The organism is Rhodococcus ruber (assembly GCF_016804345.1).
Classification (GTDB): Bacteria; Actinomycetota; Actinomycetes; order Mycobacteriales; family Mycobacteriaceae; genus Rhodococcus; species Rhodococcus ruber.
In genome coordinates this window covers 5,416,475-5,433,230 of the sequence record NZ_CP044211.1, presented here as the reverse complement: position 1 = coordinate 5,433,230, position 16,756 = coordinate 5,416,475, and the positions used below count along the sequence as shown (strand labels likewise).

Annotated in this window: 17 protein-coding genes; 10 read left to right on the top strand and 7 right to left on the bottom strand. The window is 69.2% G+C overall.

The features are described from left to right. Positions 1–43: 43 nt before the first annotated feature. The gene (locus tag F1734_RS24950; protein WP_454297260.1) at positions 44–976 is read left to right on the top strand and encodes an AraC family transcriptional regulator; all 933 of its coding nucleotides are present in this window, start codon (positions 44–46) and stop codon (positions 974–976) included. A 69-nt stretch (positions 977–1,045) separates the two neighbouring features. Here the strand turns inward: F1734_RS24950 and F1734_RS24945 are convergent, their stop codons facing one another. From F1734_RS24945 to F1734_RS24935, 3 genes are all read right to left on the bottom strand, one after another. Beyond that, complete coding sequence (locus F1734_RS24945) at positions 1,046–1,537, bottom strand: hypothetical protein (RefSeq protein ID WP_010596897.1); 492 nt, start codon at positions 1,535–1,537, stop codon at positions 1,046–1,048. Between the two features lie 70 nt (positions 1,538–1,607). Next, the gene (locus tag F1734_RS24940; protein ID WP_203011193.1) at positions 1,608–3,227 is read right to left on the bottom strand and encodes a 4-hydroxyphenylacetate 3-hydroxylase family protein; all 1,620 of its coding nucleotides are present in this window, start codon (positions 3,225–3,227) and stop codon (positions 1,608–1,610) included. Between the two features lie 47 nt (positions 3,228–3,274). After that, positions 3,275–3,838, bottom strand: coding sequence for a flavin reductase family protein (locus tag F1734_RS24935; RefSeq protein WP_010595767.1), 564 nt, complete (start codon positions 3,836–3,838; stop codon positions 3,275–3,277). Between the two features lie 317 nt (positions 3,839–4,155). On the opposite strand from F1734_RS24935, the gene F1734_RS24930 reads away from it, so the two are divergent. Next, positions 4,156–5,106: an AraC family transcriptional regulator gene (locus F1734_RS24930; RefSeq protein ID WP_064065619.1), complete on the top strand. Its 951-nt coding sequence runs from the start codon at positions 4,156–4,158 to the stop codon at positions 5,104–5,106. A 6-nt stretch (positions 5,107–5,112) separates the two neighbouring features. Here the strand turns inward: F1734_RS24930 and F1734_RS24925 are convergent, their stop codons facing one another. Next, a complete protein-coding gene (locus tag F1734_RS24925; RefSeq protein WP_010595764.1) occupies positions 5,113–5,883 on the bottom strand; it encodes an IclR family transcriptional regulator domain-containing protein in 771 nt (256 codons plus the stop codon). 197 nt (positions 5,884–6,080) lie between these two features. Between F1734_RS24925 and catA the strand changes: the two genes are divergently transcribed. The 5 genes from catA (at position 6,081) to F1734_RS24900 (ending at position 10,746) form a co-directional block, all read left to right on the top strand. Beyond that, entirely contained in the window at positions 6,081–6,932 is an 852-nt protein-coding gene (gene catA / locus F1734_RS24920; protein ID WP_010595763.1) for a catechol 1,2-dioxygenase, read from the top strand. 127 nt (positions 6,933–7,059) lie between these two features. After that, positions 7,060–8,187, top strand: coding sequence for a muconate/chloromuconate family cycloisomerase (locus F1734_RS24915; RefSeq protein ID WP_040271007.1), 1,128 nt, complete (start codon positions 7,060–7,062; stop codon positions 8,185–8,187). A 70-nt stretch (positions 8,188–8,257) separates the two neighbouring features. Then, positions 8,258–8,545: a muconolactone Delta-isomerase gene (catC, locus tag F1734_RS24910; protein ID WP_010595761.1), complete on the top strand. Its 288-nt coding sequence runs from the start codon at positions 8,258–8,260 to the stop codon at positions 8,543–8,545. A 24-nt stretch (positions 8,546–8,569) separates the two neighbouring features. Next, complete coding sequence (locus tag F1734_RS24905; protein WP_010595760.1) at positions 8,570–9,703, top strand: alkaline phosphatase family protein; 1,134 nt, start codon at positions 8,570–8,572, stop codon at positions 9,701–9,703. 65 nt (positions 9,704–9,768) lie between these two features. Then, on the top strand, positions 9,769–10,746 hold the full coding sequence (locus F1734_RS24900) for an alpha/beta hydrolase (RefSeq protein WP_026137545.1): 978 nt from the start codon (positions 9,769–9,771) through the stop codon (positions 10,744–10,746). Positions 10,747–10,891: 145 nt separating this feature from the next. Here the strand turns inward: F1734_RS24900 and ygiD are convergent, their stop codons facing one another. The 3 genes from ygiD to F1734_RS24885 all read right to left on the bottom strand — a co-directional run bounded on the left by ygiD (position 10,892) and on the right by F1734_RS24885 (position 13,596). Then, positions 10,892–11,734 carry a 4,5-DOPA-extradiol-dioxygenase gene (ygiD, locus tag F1734_RS24895; protein ID WP_010595757.1) on the bottom strand — a complete coding sequence of 281 codons (843 nt, stop codon included), beginning with the start codon at positions 11,732–11,734 and terminating at the stop codon, positions 10,892–10,894. A 25-nt stretch (positions 11,735–11,759) separates the two neighbouring features. Further along, on the bottom strand, positions 11,760–12,596 hold the full coding sequence (locus F1734_RS24890; RefSeq protein ID WP_010595756.1) for an alpha/beta hydrolase: 837 nt from the start codon (positions 12,594–12,596) through the stop codon (positions 11,760–11,762). A 97-nt stretch (positions 12,597–12,693) separates the two neighbouring features. Then, a complete protein-coding gene (locus F1734_RS24885; RefSeq protein ID WP_119700131.1) occupies positions 12,694–13,596 on the bottom strand; it encodes a LysR family transcriptional regulator in 903 nt (300 codons plus the stop codon). Positions 13,597–13,738: 142 nt separating this feature from the next. Here F1734_RS24885 and F1734_RS24880 point away from each other — a divergent pair, with 142 nt between their 5' ends. From F1734_RS24880 to F1734_RS24870, 3 genes are all read left to right on the top strand, one after another. Then, positions 13,739–15,109, top strand: coding sequence for an NAD(P)/FAD-dependent oxidoreductase (locus tag F1734_RS24880; RefSeq protein WP_010595754.1), 1,371 nt, complete (start codon positions 13,739–13,741; stop codon positions 15,107–15,109). Between the two features lie 123 nt (positions 15,110–15,232). Next, on the top strand, positions 15,233–15,985 hold the full coding sequence (locus F1734_RS24875) for an isocitrate lyase/PEP mutase family protein (RefSeq protein ID WP_010595753.1): 753 nt from the start codon (positions 15,233–15,235) through the stop codon (positions 15,983–15,985). Positions 15,986–16,065: 80 nt separating this feature from the next. Beyond that, the gene (locus F1734_RS24870; protein WP_017679763.1) at positions 16,066–16,587 is read left to right on the top strand and encodes a MarR family winged helix-turn-helix transcriptional regulator; all 522 of its coding nucleotides are present in this window, start codon (positions 16,066–16,068) and stop codon (positions 16,585–16,587) included. Positions 16,588–16,756: the final 169 nt, after the last annotated feature.

Below are 16,756 nucleotides of genomic sequence, written 5' to 3'. Positions count from 1 at the left end.
GCGACTTTGTGTGATCGGGGTCTCCGATCCGTACTCTCGGGGTGTGAGCACGGCCGAGATCGGAGACTGGGACGCCGCGTCCCGGGCGGTGGCGGACGCGTACTTCCCGCACGAGCTGACCGATCTGTCGGGTACGGACCGGCCCGCGCTGTCGTTGCGGACCGTCGACCTGGGTGGGGTGACCCTCGGACGCCTGCACTGGGGTGCCGACGTCGCGATCGCGTGCGACTATCCCGGCGCGTACGAGGTGAACATCCCGCTCACCGGCCGGCTCGAGTCGCGCGGCAGCCACGGCGAGGTCGTGTCGGCGCCCGGTCAGGCCACCGTGTTCCGGGCCGACACGCCGAGCATGATCACCCGATGGGGCGCAACGTGTTCCGTTCTCGGTGTCAAGTTCGACCGGGACCACCTGGAGCGGGAGGCCGACCGGATCCTCGGTTCGCCGGTGCGCACGAAGCTGGTGCTGCCCGACCAGCTGGACCTGACCGGCCCGGCGAGCGAATGGCACGGGCTGGTACGGGCGCTGTCCGAACAGCTCGACGGCGGCCTGGAGATGGTGAGCAACCCGATCGTCGGTGCCCAGCTCGCCGGGGCGGTCACCGCGGCGTTCGTCCTCGCCGTCTCCCCGCAGGACGGGCCGGCCGCTCCGCCGCGGCCGGGCATGGTCCGCCGCGTCCTCGACGCCCTGAACGACGATCCCGCCCGGGCGTGGACCGCGGCCGACATGGCCGAGCTGGCCGGGACCAGCGTCCGGCGCCTGCAGGAGGCGTTCGCCGACTACGTCGGGGCCAGTCCGTCGGCGTGCCTGCTCGACATCCGGCTCAGCCGCGCGCACGACGACCTGGTTGCCGGCGCCGGGGCGGTCACGGTCGCCGACGTGGCCTACCGGTGGGGTTTCGGTCACCCCGGACGGTTCGCCACGGCGTTCAAGCGGCGCTACGGGACGACGCCGGCGCAGGTGCTGCGCGGCCGGTGACACAGCAGTCCCGGATGTCGACAACCGTCGCGAAGGCTGTCGATGTCCGGGACCGGTGTCGCTGTGGGCCTACCCGACCCAGAACTGCGGGGTGGGCCGGTCGAACGACAACTCCGGGAAGTCGTCGTCGCAGATCGGTACCCGGGCGCGGCGCTCGACGTAGTCGTGGCCGTAGTCGCGCATGTGACCGAGGCACGCGACGGTGTATCCCACGGGATCGGGGTGGGCGGTGGTGGCCGGCCGGAAGAGATTGGGAAAACCGTTCTCCGTCAACGTGATTGCCGTGCACCGCGCACCGTCGCGGCCGTGCAGTGGGAGGGTGCCGTCCCCGTCGACGACGAACTTGGCGCGCGCGACGACGGTCGCTCCGTCGACGATCTCCCAGCGGTGGTCGACCTCGTCGTAGCGGGCGGCGGTGGCCTCGTCCGCCTCCAGCACGGCCAAGCGCACCTCGTCGCGCAGGCGGGTGGCCGCCCGCCGGGAGGCGAAGGAGTGCCCGAGGACCACGGCGTCGAACTCCGGGACCGGGGCGGGGACGACGAACGTCGATGCGGTGGTCATCGCGGCACTCCTTCGCGGGTGGAACGCCGCGCGCGGGCGGCAGGGGATCGCCCGCGCGCGGCAGCTGGGGTTACTTGCGGTAGTAGGCGCTGACGTCGTCGTTGCCGATCAGGTCGGGCACGGTCCAGCCGTCGAGGTCGTACTCGCTCATGAACTGCTCGGCCAGGCCCTTCATGCCGGAGACGATGCCGCGGTTCTCGGCGGCGAACAGCAGCTCGGCCTTGACGTTCTCGTGGTTGCCGGAGTAGTTGCGCTCGTAGAGTTCGTGGCGGCCGCCGAATTCGGAGCCGATCGAGTCCCACAGCGCCTTCATCACCTTGACCCGGTCCACCGCGGTGATGCCGTCCGAGCCGCGGACGTACTTGTCCAGGTACGGGCGCACCTCGGGGCTCTTGAAGTCCGCGGCGGAGGAGGGCAGGTAGATCAGGCCCGACGCGACGTCCTGCTCGATGATCTCCTTGATGCGCGGGTAGCCCTGGATCATGAACATCCGGTAGGTCAGGCCGTATTCGAGCTTCGGGATGACGGTGTCCCCGATCCAGGGCTCGGGGTCGCGGGCCATCGACTCGGTCAGCGACCAGAACAGGTTGCGCCAGCCGATGACCTCGCCGACGCGGGTCTGCACGCCGCGGAACCCGCCGGCGCCGGTCGCGTCGAGGGCCTTCATCAGCAGGCCGGCGATGAAGTCGAGCTTGACCGCCAGACGGGTGCAGCCCTGGAAGGTGAACCGGGGCAGGAAGCCGGACTGCGGGAAGAACGCGTTGATCTTCTCCACGTCGCCGTACATGAAGACGTTCTCCCACGGCACCAGCACCTTGTCGAAGATGAAGATGGCGTCGTTCTCGTCCATGCGCGAGGAGAGCGGGTAGTCGAACGGCGAGCCGACGACGGCGGCGTTCTGGCTGTAGGAGGCCCGGGAGATGAGCTTGATGCCCGGCGCGTCCATCGGCACCGTGCAGATCAGGGCGAATTCCTTCTTCTTGATCGGCAGGCCGTAGTGGGCGATGAAGTTGTAGTTGGTGATCGCCGAGCCGGTGGCGACGACCTTCGCGCCGGAGACGATCAGGCCGGCATCCGTTTCCTTCTCGACCTTCATGAACACGTCACCCACCTGGTCGGGCGGGAGCTGACGATCCACCGGGGGGTTGATGATGGCGTGGTTCCAGTACAGGACCTTCTCCTGCGATTCGCGGTACCAGCGCTCGGCGTTGTCCTGGAACGGGGCGTAGAGCTCGCTGTTGGCGTTGAGCGTGCCGAGGAAGGACGCCTTGTAGTCGGGGGACCGGCCCATCCAGCCGTAGGTCATCCGCGCCCAGGTGGCGATGGCGTCGCGGTCGGCTCGCAGGTCGTCCGCGGACTTCGGGGTGCGGAAGAACGGCATCGTCACCCCGCCGTTGCCGGTGTCGGTGGGGGTGGTGAGGGTGCCGACGTGCTCACCGGTGTGCAGCGCGTCGTACAGCCGGGCGGTCATGCGGATGGAGTTGCGGAACGCCGGGTGGTTGGTGAAGTCCTTGACGCGCTCGCCGTGCAGCCAGATCTCGCGGCCGTCCTTGATCGACTCGATGTACTCGTCGCCGGTCATCGGTCGCGTGGCGAAGTTCTGCTGCCGGTTCGCCGGGGCGTCGGCGGCGACGTTGACCTCGGAACGGTCGATCGCGTTCTCGTCGGGACGGGACTCGAGGGTGGTCATGGCTGTCTCCTTGCGAATGGGACGTGACTGGGATGGAAGATGCGGGGTCAGCGGACGGCGGTGTCGACGTGCAGCGGGGTGAACCGGGTCCGGGCGTCGAACCAGCCGCTGTGCGGGTCGTCCATCGACCCGTTCCACGCCGCGGAGGCGCTCGGTGCGCCGAGTTCGTGGAAGGTGCTGCGGTAGAACAGCAGCGGCTCGGTGTCGCGGCACTGCGCGTCGACGATCTCGCCGATGTAGATGACGTGGTCGCCGCCGTCGTACTCGCGCCACGGAACGCAGGACAGGGTTGCCGCTGCTCCGGTGAGCACCGGTGCGGTGGGGCCGTCCTCGAACACCGGGCCGGGGGTCTGCGGCCGGCCGGCGAAGTGCAGGGCGGTGTCGACCTGGTCGGCGGCGAGGATGTTCACCGCGAACGGCGCGCCGGAGAGGAAGGCGCACGCCTTGGACGTCCGGGTCAGGGTGACCTGGCACAGGCGGGGCTCGAGGGAGACCGCGGTGAACGCGGTGACCGTTGCGCCGTGCGGGGTGCCCTCGTGGTTGGCGCAGGTGATCACGGTGACGCCACTTGCGAACTGTCCGAAGATGTTTCGGAGCCGACGCTGATCCATTTCGGCGCTCCTTGCCGGTCGTTCCGTCGTGATGTGATGTAGACCATAGGAGCGGTCGGACGGCCTTCGCGATCCGCTGAGCGCGGTCGCTATCCGTTCGACGCGGTCGTCATGACGAACGACGCTGTTTGCCCGGGGACGTGTTGCTCATCACACTGGGTAGTAGTGTTCGCGGACACGGGCTGAAAGCCCTCGGACGACACGGGCTGAAAGCCCTCGGACGACACGGGCTGAAAGCCCTCGGACGACACGGGCTGAAAGCCCTCGGACGACACGGGCTGAAATGCCCCGAGGATGCAGGGCCGAAGGTCCCGAGAATGCACACGGGAGGTGCACACGTGGTGTCGACGCCGGAGCCGGTCGACTGGGACGAGGCCGAGCATGTGGTGTCCGACGCGTATTTCCCGCACACCCTGACCCCGCTCGCACGAGGTTCGGAACCCCATGTCAACGTGCGGTCGCTGCAGCTCGGTCCGCTGCGGCTCGCGCGTATCGGCTGGGGGGCCGAGGTCGCGGTGGATTCGGATCATCCGGGTGCGTACGCGGTCAACATCCCGCTGTCCGGCCACATCGAGTCGGTGGCGGCGGGACTGGAAGTGAGTTCCGCCCAGGGGCAGGCCTCGGTGTTCCGGCCCGACACGGCGGCGCGGATCACCCGGTGGACCGAGGACTGCGAGATCGTCGGAGTCAAGCTCGACCGTGACTACCTCGACCGCGAGATGCACCGGATCCTCGGTCGTCCCGACCTCGGGCTGCCCGACCAGGTGGACCTGACGAGCGAGGCGGGGCGGAGCTGGATGGCCCTGCTGCAGTCGGTGGTCGAGCAGCTGCGGGCGGACGAGGGGCTGTGGCGCAACCCCCTCGTCGCCGACCAGCTTTCCGGGGCGCTGACCTCGGCATTCGTGCTCGCCGTGATGCCGAACGCGGGTGCCGGCACGGCGGCGCGGCCACGGATCGTCAAGCGCGTTCTCGACCGCATCCACGAGGACCCGGCGCAGCCGTGGACCACCGCGGACATGGCCGAGCTGGCGGGTGTGAGTGTGCGCCGGCTGCAGGAGGGCTTCCGCGAGTACCTCGGTGTCTGTCCCCGCGACTACCTGCTCGATCTGCGGCTCGAGCGGATCCACGAGGAACTCGCGGCCGGCGACCCGGCGACGACGTCGGTCACGGACGTGGCCCTGCGCTGGGGGATGACCCACACCGGCCGATTCGCGGCCGCCTACCGCCGCAAGTACGGGGTGGCGCCGTCGGCGACCCTGCGGGGTTGACGCGCCCTATCCGCGGTATCCGAGGTCGGCGCCGAGGGCGTGCGCGGACTTCATCAGGCATTCCGCGGCGAGCTCGCGGAACTCCCCGGGTGTGTGCCGGGCCGTCGATGTCGAGCAGGCGAGCACGCCGACCACGGTGCCGGTCGCGTCCCGGACCGGCGCCGCGGCCGAGATCAGCCCCTCCTCGAGCTCGGCGGAGGTGAGCGCGTAGCCCTGGGCACGCACGCGCGCGAGCTCGGCGCGCAATTCGTCGGCGTTGCGCACGGTGGCGGTGGCGAGCTTCTCGAAGCGGGTCGCGGCGACGACCTGCTCGACGAGTTCCTCGGGTGCCCACGCCAGCAGCGCCCGGCCCATCGACGTGGCGTACGCCGGGACCCGGGTGCCGACCGAGACGTTGATGCTCATGATGCGGCGCACGGGGACGCGGGCGGCGTAGACGACCTCCGCGCCGTCGAGCACCCCGAGGGAGGCGGATTCGCCGGTGTACTCGGCGATCTCCACCAGTCGCGGCATGGCCGCCTCGACCAGGGCGTGGGAGGCGGAGTAGTGCTGGCCGATGCTGAGCACGCGCGGGGTCAGCGACCAGCGGCTGCCGGTGCTGGTCACGTAGCCGAGCTTCTGCAGGGTGAGCAGGATGCGGCGCACCGCAGGGCGGGACAGGTCGGTCTTCGCTGCCAGTTCGGCGAGGGACGGGGTGGGATGCCGCTCGTCGAACGCGAGCAGCACCGCGAAGCCCCGTTCGATGCTCTGGACGAAATCCCGGTCCTGACTAGGCATTGTGGTCTCCTACCTGCGGTTTCGGGCAATCCGGGCGCCCGGGTGTTGACAATCACCTGTGACTGGACGCACAGTGTGTGTACGCACTGCGATACGGAAGTACGCACAGCGTACAACCCGAGTGGCGAGAGCGCCAGCCCCGCGATCACCACCCACAGCTTTCGCGACCACCGTTCGAGCCTCGCCGAGGAGGACACATGACCACCACCGAAAACCCCACCGCCCACGCCTCGGGCAACGCCGCCACCGACAAGTTCAAGAGCGAGCGGGTCTCGTCGGACACGTCGGTCGAGCGCGCCGCTGCCATCTACAAGGACGTGCTCGGTGCGTTCGCCGAGATCATCCACAAGCACCAGGTCACCTACGACGAGTACCGGGTGCTCAAGCAGTGGATGATCGACGTCGGCGAGTACGGCGAGTGGCCGCTGTGGCTGGACGTCTTCGTCGAGCACGAGATCGAGGAAGTGCACTACAACCGCAAGCACTTCTCCGGCACCAAGGGCAGCATCGAGGGCCCCTACTACGTGCCGGACTCGCCGAAGCTGCCGGCCAAGTGCACCATGCCGATGCGCGAGCAGGACAAGGCCGCCGAGGCGCTGATCTTCAAGGGCCAGGTCACCGACCTCGAGGGCAAGGGCCTGCAGGGCGCCACCGTCGAGCTGTGGCACGCCGACGAGGAGGGCTACTACTCGCAGTTCGCCCCCGGCATCCCCGAGTGGAACCTGCGCGGCACCATCGAGTGCGACGACGAGGGCAACTTCGAGATCACCACGCTCAAGCCCGCGCCCTACAAGATCCCGGCCGACGGCCCGACCGGCTGGTTCATCGACTCCTACGGCGGCCACCCGTGGCGTCCCGCCCACCTGCACCTCATGGTGAAGGCTCCGGGCAAGCGCGCCATCACCACCCAGCTCTACTTCCAGGGCGGCGAGTGGGTCGAGGACGACGTCGCGACCGCGACCAAGCCCGAGCTGATCCTGGACCCGCAGCCGAACGCCGACGGCGTCGACGAGGTGACCTACAACTTCGCGCTCGACCCCGAGGCCTGAGCACTCCTGTGAACCGGGTCCACGAGTGGTGACGAATGCCGGTGTCCGCCAAGGGCACCGGCATTCGTCGTCGCGGAGGCCCGGCTGTTGCCCGCATCACCGCCGAAATCCGATTGTGAGCTGTTCGATGTCCGACCCCGACCTGAAGATCGTCTCGATCGATACGACGATCGTCGACGTACCGCTCGTGCGTCCCCACAAGTTCGCCACCACCACCGCCGAGAAGCAACCCATCCTGCTCGTGGCGATCACCACCGCGGGCGGGGTCACCGGCCACGGAGAGGGCGTCGTCCCCGGCGGTCCGTGGTGGGGCGGCGAATCCGTCGAGACCATGAAGGCGATCGTCGACCGCTACATCGCCCCCTACATCACCGGCCGCGGCGTCGACGAGATCAGCGGCATCATGGTCGACATCGAACGCGTCGTCTCCGGCGCCCGTTTCGCCAAGGCGGCCGTCGATGTCGCCCTGCACGACGCGTGGGCCCGCGCCCTCGGCGTCGGGGTGCACACCCTGCTCGGTGGCGCCTTCCGCACCGGCGTCGACGTACGGTGGGCGCTCGGCGCGGCACCGGTCGAAGAAATCCTCGAGGAGGTCGAGGAGAAGATGGCGGCACGGCTGAACTTCGCGTTCAAGCTCAAGATGGGCGCGCTCGACCCGAAGGTCGACACCGAACGCGTCGTCACGATCGCGCAGGCCCTCGAGGGCAAGGCTGGCGTGAGCATCGACGTCAACGCCCGCTGGGACCGGTTCACCGCGCTGCGATACGTTCCGCAACTCGTCGACGGCGGTGTCGAGCTCATCGAGCAGCCCACCCCCGGCGAGCAGCGTGAAGTGCTCGCCGAGATCAACCGGCTCGTGTCCGCCCCGGTGATGGCCGACGAGTCCGTGCAGACCCCGCACGACGCCCTCGAGATCGCCAAGCTCGGGGCCGCCGACGTCATCGCCCTCAAGACCACCAAGTGCGGTGGCCTGCAGCGCAGCAAGGAGGTCGTGGCGGTCGCCAAGGCTGCCGGAATCCGCTGCCACGGCGCCACTTCGATCGAAGGACCCATCGGCACCGCGGCATCCGTCCACTTCGCCTGCGCCGAGCCGGGAATCAACTACGGCACCGAACTGTTCGGGCCACAGCTGTTCGCCGTCGAACTCCTGCAGACCCCGCTGGACTACTCCGAGGGTCAGGTGCACCTGCCCCAGGGACCCGGCCTCGGCGTCGAACTCGACATGGACGTCGTCAAGCACCTCGCCCGCGACTGACCACCCCCCGTGCGCGGTTCCGGTAGCACCCGCTACCGGAACCGCGCACGGCCCGAAAGGAGTACCGACCATGGCACTGTTCCACGTTCGCATGGACGTCGACATCCCCCGCGACCTCGACCCCGAGGTGCGCGCCGAGACCGTCGCGCGGGAGAAGGCATACAGCCAGGAACTGCAGCGCGAGGGCAAGTGGCGGGAGATCTGGCGCATCGTCGGCAAGTACAGCAACATCAGCATCTTCGACGTCGACTCCGCCGACGAACTCCACGAGATCCTGTGGAACCTGCCGCTGTTCCCGTACATGAACATCGAGATCATGCCGCTGACCAAGCACGGGTCCGACATCAAGGACCAGTGACGCCCGGCAGGCCATACTCGGGTAATGGACCTGCCGCTGCACGACGTCTACGCCGAACCCACCCTCGCGGATCTGATGCCGTCCGTCCTCGCGTCCGCGGGGGTGCCCGGTGAGGCCAACCGTCTCGCTCTCCCCGAGCAGTCCCGCACCGTCGTGCTGCTCGTCGACGGCATGGGGTGGAACCTCCTGCGACGAAATGCGGCCGCCGCCCCCTTTCTCACCGGCCTCGACGGCCGGCCGATCCGCGCCGGATTTCCCACCACCACCGCGGTGAGCATCGCCTCGCTCGGCACCGGCCTGGCCTCCGGCGCTCACGCCGTGACCGGCTACCAGTCCTACGTCGAGGAGATCGACGCCCCGTTCAACTGGCTGCGCTGGACCCTCGCGGGGACCGCCGTCGATCAGCGCGAGCGATTCGTCCCCGAATGGATACAGCCCCACCCGACGGTGTTCGAACGCGCCGACGCGGCCGGGCTGACGGTGACCACCGTCGTGCCCCGCAGTTTCGACGGCAGCGGCCTCACCCGGGCCGTGCTGCGCGGCGGCAACTTCGTCGGTGTCTCCGCCTACGGTGACCTGCTCGCCCACGTCGTCGCCGCCGTCACCGCCGACGACCGCACCCTCGTCTACTGCTACCTCGGCGAGGTCGACACGGTCGGGCACCTGTACGGACCCGAGTCCCCCTCCTGGACCGCGCAGCTGACCGTCGTCGACCGGTTCGTCGAGCAGCTCGTCGCCGCCCTGCCCGCCGGGACGCGGCTGCTGATCACCGCCGATCACGGCATGATCGACGCCTCCCGGGGCCGGCGCGTCGACTTCGACCATCTCCCCGCTCTCGCGGAGGACGTCGACGTGATCGCGGGCGAACCCCGCTGCCGGCATGTGCACACCCGGCGACCCGGCGCGGTGCTCGAGCGGTGGCGCAACGAACTCGGTGACGACCTGTGGGTCGGCACCCGCGACGACGTGATCGCCGGCGGACTGTTCGGCCCGGACCCCTCGCCCGCCGCGTGCCGGCGCATCGGTGACGTCGTCGCGATCGGGCTCGGCGAGTCCACGGTGATCCGTACCGACGGCGAGCTGGTCATGTCGCAGCTGCCCGGACAGCACGGTGCGCTGACCGACGAGGAGCTCCTGGTGCCGTTGCTGCAGGTCTGAGGCGGCGGATACGTGTGACGGAGAGTACCTCGACCGGGTGCCGGACCCGTCCTATCGTGGCGTACATGCGCACCCACGGATCGACGATCTGGCACTGGACGGTGAGCCTGCGGGCCATCCTCGTCTTCTGGTTCGTGCGGATCTTCGTCAAGCCGCTGTTCGCCTACTGGCCGGCCACCGACCGCGGGATCGAGGCCCTCAGCCGGCTCGACCGTCGCGTGGACAAGATGCTGCCCCGCCCGCGCAACGTCGACATCGATCCCCTCACCCTCGGCGGGGTTCCCAGTGAACGCATCGAACCGCCGCGTCCCGCCGCGGACTCCCTCGCCGGTGCGACGATCCTCTACTTCCACGGTGGCGCTTTCGTCTTCTGCGGGCTCGCCACGCACCGCACGGTGTGTTCGCTGCTCGCCACCGAATCGGGGGTGCCGGTGTACTCCGTCGCCTACCGGCAGCTACCTGTCGGTTCGATCGGGACGTCCGTCATCGACGCGATGGCCGCGTACACCGGGCTGCTCGAGACGGCCGAGGACCCCACGCGCATCGTCGTCGCCGGCGACTCGGCCGGAGGTTACCTGGCGATGAAGGTCGCCGAGATCGCCGCGCTGCGCGGCATGATCCGCCCGGCCGCGGTGATCGGCTACTCGCCGCTGCTCAACCTCGATCTCGAGGAGCACGATCCCGACTTCATGAAGCGCGACGCGTACCTGCCGATGCGGCAGGTGGAGAAGCTGCGCGACCGCTGGCTCGCCGGCCCCGATCACATCGAAGGCGCCCAGTCCCCGGTCCGCGCCGATCCGGCACTGTTCCCGCCCACGTTCTTCTCCGTCGCCGAATACGAGATCACCCGCCCCGACGTCGAGATCATGACCGAGGCGTTCGACGAGGTGGGCACGACGGTCGAGACGCACCTGTGGGCCGGTCAGGTGCACGCCTTCCCCGTCATCGGGCAGGTGCTGCCCGAGGCGCGGACACTGCTGCAGCACAGCATCGACTTCGCGCGGCGCACCGTCGTTGCGGAGGAGCGTCGCCACACGGCGTGATCCTGGGTGGCCGACCCCCTGGGTGGCCGACCCCCTGGGTGGCCGACCCCCTGGGTGGCCGACCCCCTGGGTGGCCGAATGTCACATTCGGTCGACTGCATCGACGCGATGTGACATTCGGCCACATCCACAACCACAACCACAATCACGCATTGGTGTTCACCGGGTCCGGGGTTGTGGGGAACCCAGCGGACGGGGGACCGTCGTCACCGGCCGCGCACGTGAGACCGAGGGTGTAGGCGCTCATCGACAGCGACCCGTACGCGAAGCCGTCGATCAGCGGTTCGACGAGGTCCTCGCCCACGCCCGCCAGGCCCGCGAAGTACAGCAGCGGCAGGAAGTGGTCCGGGGTGGGAACCGCGTGGTCGAAGTCCGCGTGCCCGTCGAGGGCTGCGACTCCCTCGGGGCGGTCCATGACCATGACCCGCGCGGCGGCGTCGAACCGGTGCGCCCAGTCGAACCCCTCGTCCGGGCGGCGACGATCCATGCCGGCCAGGTTGTGCACGATGTTCCCGCTGCCGACGATCAGCACGCCGCGGTCGCGCAGTGGGGCGAGCTTCGCGCCGAGCTCGAGGTGGTAGTCGAAGTCGCGGTAGGCGTTCAGGCTCAACTGCACCACCGGCACGTCCGCCTCGGGGAAGGCGTGGGTGAGCACCGACCAGGTACCGTGGTCGACACCCCACGAGTCGACGTCCGCACCCACCCACGTCGGATGGACGACGTCGGCGATCTCCTCGGCCAGCTCCGGCAGCCCGGCCGCGGGGTAGTCGACGTCGAACAGCTCCTGCGGGAATCCGTAGAAGTCGTGGATGGTGCGCGGGTTCGGCATCGCGGTCACCGCGGTGGCGTTGATGTACCAGTGCGCCGAGATCGCGAGTATCGCCCGGGGCGTCGGCACCGCGGAACCGAACGCCCGCCACGCCCTGGTGTAGCGATTCGACTCGAGCGCGTTCATCGGGCTGCCGTGGCCGACGAACGCGGCCGGCATGCGCGCGGACGGAGCGGCTGTCACCTCAGCCGAGCCTCGGTCGGAGCCATTCCACCAGGTCGTCGAGTACCTGCTTCTTCTCCGGCTCGTTGAACACCTCGTGGTAGAGGCCCTCGTACAACTTGAGCGTCACGTCCTGCGACCCGACCAGGTCGGCGACGAGCCGGCTGCCGGACGGCGCGGTGAGCCGGTCCTCGGTGCCGTGCTGCAGCAGGATCGGCAGATCCAGCGCGGGGAGCCGGGCCGGCAGGCTCTCTCCCGTGGTGACCAGTGCGCGGGCGATGCCGGCGGGTACGAGACCGTGGTGCACGAGCGGATCGGCTTCGTACGCGGCGACGACGTCGGGGTCGCGCGAGATGCCCGCCGAGTCGAGCTTCTGCACCGGCAGCTGCGGTAGGACGCGCCCGATCACCTTGCCGAGTGCGACGACGGGCCGCGGCGTGCCGGAGGTGACGTCGACGGCGGGACCGGACAGTGCGAGGGCCGTGAGCTCGTCGGGGTGCTCGAGCGCATAGGCCAGGGCGATGGCTCCGCCCATCGAATGGCCCAGCAGGACCCGCGGCAGGCCGGGCTGATCGAACGCGGCGATGCCGACCAGGCGATGCACGTCGCCGGTGAACTGGTCCATGTCCCGCACGAACACCCGTCGGCCGCCCGAGCGGCCGTGCCCGCGGTGGTCGAGGGCGTAGACGACGAGACCCAGCTCGCCGAGGCGCTCGACCACGTGGTCGTACCGGCGGGCGTGCTCACCGAAGCCGTGGCAGAGCACCAGCACGCCTGCGGGGTCGCCGTCGGGCGACCACACGTCGTACACGACGCGGGTGCCGTCGGCACTGGTGAACGAGGTCTCGGTTCGCTGCATGATCGCTCCTCACCGCGTGGGTCCGCCGCCGGCTCGGGCCATCCTTCCACGAAACGGCACCGGATCGGTACGCATTGCGACGACCGCGCGGCGGTGTTCAGCTCTCCGGTCCCGGTGGTGTCCGGCTGGTCATCGACTGGTGCAGCGCGTGGATCAGGCTCGACATGGCTGACGATCGGGGCGCGTCGTTGCGGAGTACCCCGCACACGGGGATGCTGAGCCGGTTGCGCGCCTCGCGCATGTAGGCCAGGCCGGTCCGGGGGGTCTCCGCGGCGGTGCTCGGGTACAGAACCGTCCACGCCCGCGGATTGGTGATGACGTCGAGGGTGGCGGTGTGGTCGCTCGCGATCGACGGCCCGAGCTGCACCCGGCGTCCCACCGCCCGGAAGGCGTCCTCGATCACCGTGTGGATGAGCACCTGGCTGTGCCGGGGCGGCAGGAGCAGCGGGTAGGGCGCGAGATCGCCGAGGTCGACGGTGGAGAACGCGGAGAGCGGGTGCCGGCTCGACGTGACGATGACCAGATCCTCGATGCCCAGGTCCACGGTCTCGAGTCCGGGGCGGTCGACGCCGCCCCTGATCAGGGCGATGTCGGCGTCGCCGCCGGCGACGGCGTCGATCCGGTCGGCGAAGCTCTTGATGACGAACTCGATGTCGACCGCCGGGTACTGCTCCCGGACATGCGCGATGGCGTCGAGGCTCTGGGACGCGAAGGTCATGTTCGCGGCGATCCGGATGCGGTTGCGCGGCTCGCGCGCCACCGAGAACGCCTGCGCTTCGAGGCTCAGCACCTGCTGGGCGATGGGGACCAGGCGCGAGCCGGCCGGGGTCAGCCGCACCATCCGCGTCGACCGCTCGAACAGCGACGCACCGAGTTCCTTCTCGAGCCGAGTGATCTGATGGCTGATCGCGGACTGGGAGATGAAGCACTTCTGGGCGGCCTTGCTGAAGCTCAGCTCCTCGCTGACGGCGAGGAAGTACCGCAGCTGCCGGAAATCCATACCCCCATCCTACTTATGAGCGATCGAGATAAGAGCTCCCCGAATTCGGCAGGTTGGTGGCCTCGACGGCCCCCCGTCCATACGGTGGGTGTCATACATCGACTTCAGTGTGGAGGTAGAGGTAATCGTGAGTAGCACAGCAGTGACCGACCGGACCGAGGTCGTCGTCGTCGGTTCGGGCTTCGGCGCGCTGGCGACGGCGAAGAAGCTCGCCAAGGCCGGGACGCCGTTCGTCCTGATCTCCGAGACCACCGAACATCTCTTCCAGCCCCTGCTGTACCAGGTCGCCACCGGTGTCCTCTCGGCCGGGGAGATCGCTCCGTCGATCCGCTCCATTCTCGCGAAGTACCCGAACGCGGACGTGCGGCTCGGCCGCGTCGTCGACGTACGGCCCGACGAGCACGAGGTCGACTACGTCGCCGGTGGCACCGTGCACACGGTCGGCTACCGGTCGCTCGTCGCAGCGACGGGCGCCCGGCAGGCGTACTTCGGCCGCGACGAGTTCGAGAAGGTCACCTACGCCCTCAAGACCGTGGAGGACGCCGAGCGGCTCCGCCGGCAGATCCTGCGGTGCTTCGAGGAGGCGCACACCACCACCGACCCGGAGCGCCGCCGCAACCTGCTGAGCTTCGTGGTCATCGGTGCCGGCGCGACGGGCGTCGAGCTCGCCGGCCAGATCAAGGAACTCGCGGGCCGCTACTTCGAGCAGTCGTTCCACGACATCAGCGCCGACGACGTGTCCGTCACCCTCGTCGAGGGCGCGGGCGAGGCCCTCCCGGCCTTCGGTGGCAAGCTCAGCGAGTACACCAAGCAGTCGCTGCAGAAGTCGGGCGTCGACGTCGTGCTCGACACGTTCGTCACCGACATCGACGAGCACGGTGCCACCCTGAAGGCGAAGAACGACGAGGAGCGCCGGATCACCGCCGAGACCATCATCTGGTCGGCCGGGGTGCGTGCCAACGACTTCGCCGGCGTCCTCGCCGAGCGCACCGGCTGCGCCACCGACCGCGCGGGCCGGCTGCTGGTCAACCCGGATCTCACCGTGGGCGGCTACGCCGACGTGTACGCCATCGGCGACATGACGTCGCTGAACAACCTGCCGGGGCAGTCGCCCGTCGCGATGCAGGGCGGCCGCCACGTCGCCCGGACCATCCTCGGCAAGCAGGGCAAGGGCACCCCGTTCAAGTACCGGGACAAGGGCAGCATGGCCATCATCAACCGCTTCCGCGCGATCACCCGCGTCGGAAAGATCGAGCTGAGCGGCTTCGTCGCCTGGGTGCTGTGGCTGGCCGTGCACCTGGTCTACATGGTGGGCTTCCGCAACCGCTACGTCGCAGTGATGTCGTGGTTCGGATCCTTCCTCGGTCACCGTCGCCCCCACTTCCACTACGCGCAGGAAGCGGTGAGGCTCGACGCGGACGTCCCCGACGACATGACCGTCTCCGCTGTACCGACCCGGGTGGACCGCGCTCCCGAGAAGAAGCCGGAACCCGAGAAGGTCAGCGTCCGGTAGGACGACTCGACGAGACACCGGGCCCCGTGCCGTTCACCACGAACGGCACGGGGCCCGGTCTTCTCGCGCCCGGGAGTGGTCCGTTCGCCGGAAAGGCGGCGGGTGGATGTGGTTGGATGCGGCATGACGACTCTCGCCGAGAAGGCCGTAGCGCTGAAGTCCCTGCACGTCCCGGGTGACCCGGTGGTGCTGCCGACCGTGTGGGACGCCTGGTCGGCGAATCTGGCCGTGCAGGCCGGTTTTTCCGCGTTGACGATGGGCAGTCATCCGGTCGCCGACTCGGTCGGCAAGCCGGACAACGAGGGGATGACGTTCGAGGAGCTGCTGACCCGGGTCCGGCAGGTCACTGCGGCGGTCGACGTCCCGATCTCGGTGGACGTGGAGGCCGGCTACGGTGAGGTCCCTGCTCGCATCGTCGAGGGGCTGCTGGGTGCGGGTGCTGTCGGGTTGAACATCGAGGACACCGTGCACAGTGAGGGCGGCCGGCTGCGCGAGCCGGCCGAGCACGCCGAGTACGTGGCTGGGTTGCGTGCCGCCGCCGACGCCGCGGGGGTGCACCTGGTGGTCAATGCCCGCACCGATCTGTTCGTCAAGAAGGTCGGGGCCGAGTCGGACCGGGTGGACCGGGCGATCGACCGTCTGAAGCTGGCCGCCGACGCAGGCGCCGATGTGCTCTATCCGGTCGGCTTCCACAGCGACGAGATACAGCGGCGCCTGACGTCGGAACTGCCGTTGCCGGTCAATGCGATCGCCCACCCGGCGAAGAACGATCTCGCGTCGTTCGCTGCTCTCGGCGTTGGCCGGATCAGCTTCGGGCCGTTGCTGCAGGCCACTTTGGCCGAGCGGACGGGCGAGCTGCTGGGGCGGTGGCGCTGACCGGTTCCGCAGCGCGCGTTCACCGACCGCGCCGCGGGTAGACTCCCGGCATTGTGGGAGAGCCTGGAGAACGCGACGCCGTGGACGCCATCGTCGCGCACTGGGCGGTGGCCCGTCCCGAACTCGACGTCTCGGGGCTGAAGGTCTTCGGGCGTCTGCATCGGAGTTTCCTCGTCTACAAGGCCCGGATCGCGCCCACCTTCGAGGAGCACGGGATCAACGATTCGGGATTCGACGTCCTCGCCTGCCTGCGCCGCGCAGTGCCCCATCATCGGCTCACCGCGGGGGAGCTCGCCGAGCAGACGCTGGTCACCACCGGTGGGCTGTCGCTGCGGGTGAACCGGCTCGAGGAGGCGGGCCTGGTGACCCGATCGAAGGACAGCCAGGACGCCCGCGTCGTGTACGTCGAGCTCACCTCTGCCGGCGCCGCGCTCGTCGACTCGGTCGCCGACGCGCACTTCGCCAAACTGCGCGCGATGCTCGGCGACCTCGACGCGAGCGAGCGCGAGACGCTGGCGCGTCTGCTCGCCCGTCTGGAGCGCTCTGCCCGCGCGGCCGAGTTCGATGCTCCTGCCGATTCGGGTGCCGATCGTCGGGTCTGACGGTCCGGCCGACAAAAAATTTCGAGAAGGGCTATGACGCCCGCCACACCGCTGTGACCTGCGTCTCCTTCGTTTCGAGGCCGTGAATGCGGCGTAACGACCGGCTGATCTGGGCGTTCGAGCCTTGACCTCTTTGCGCTAAGACGCTACAAATCTCTTAGTGCAAAGA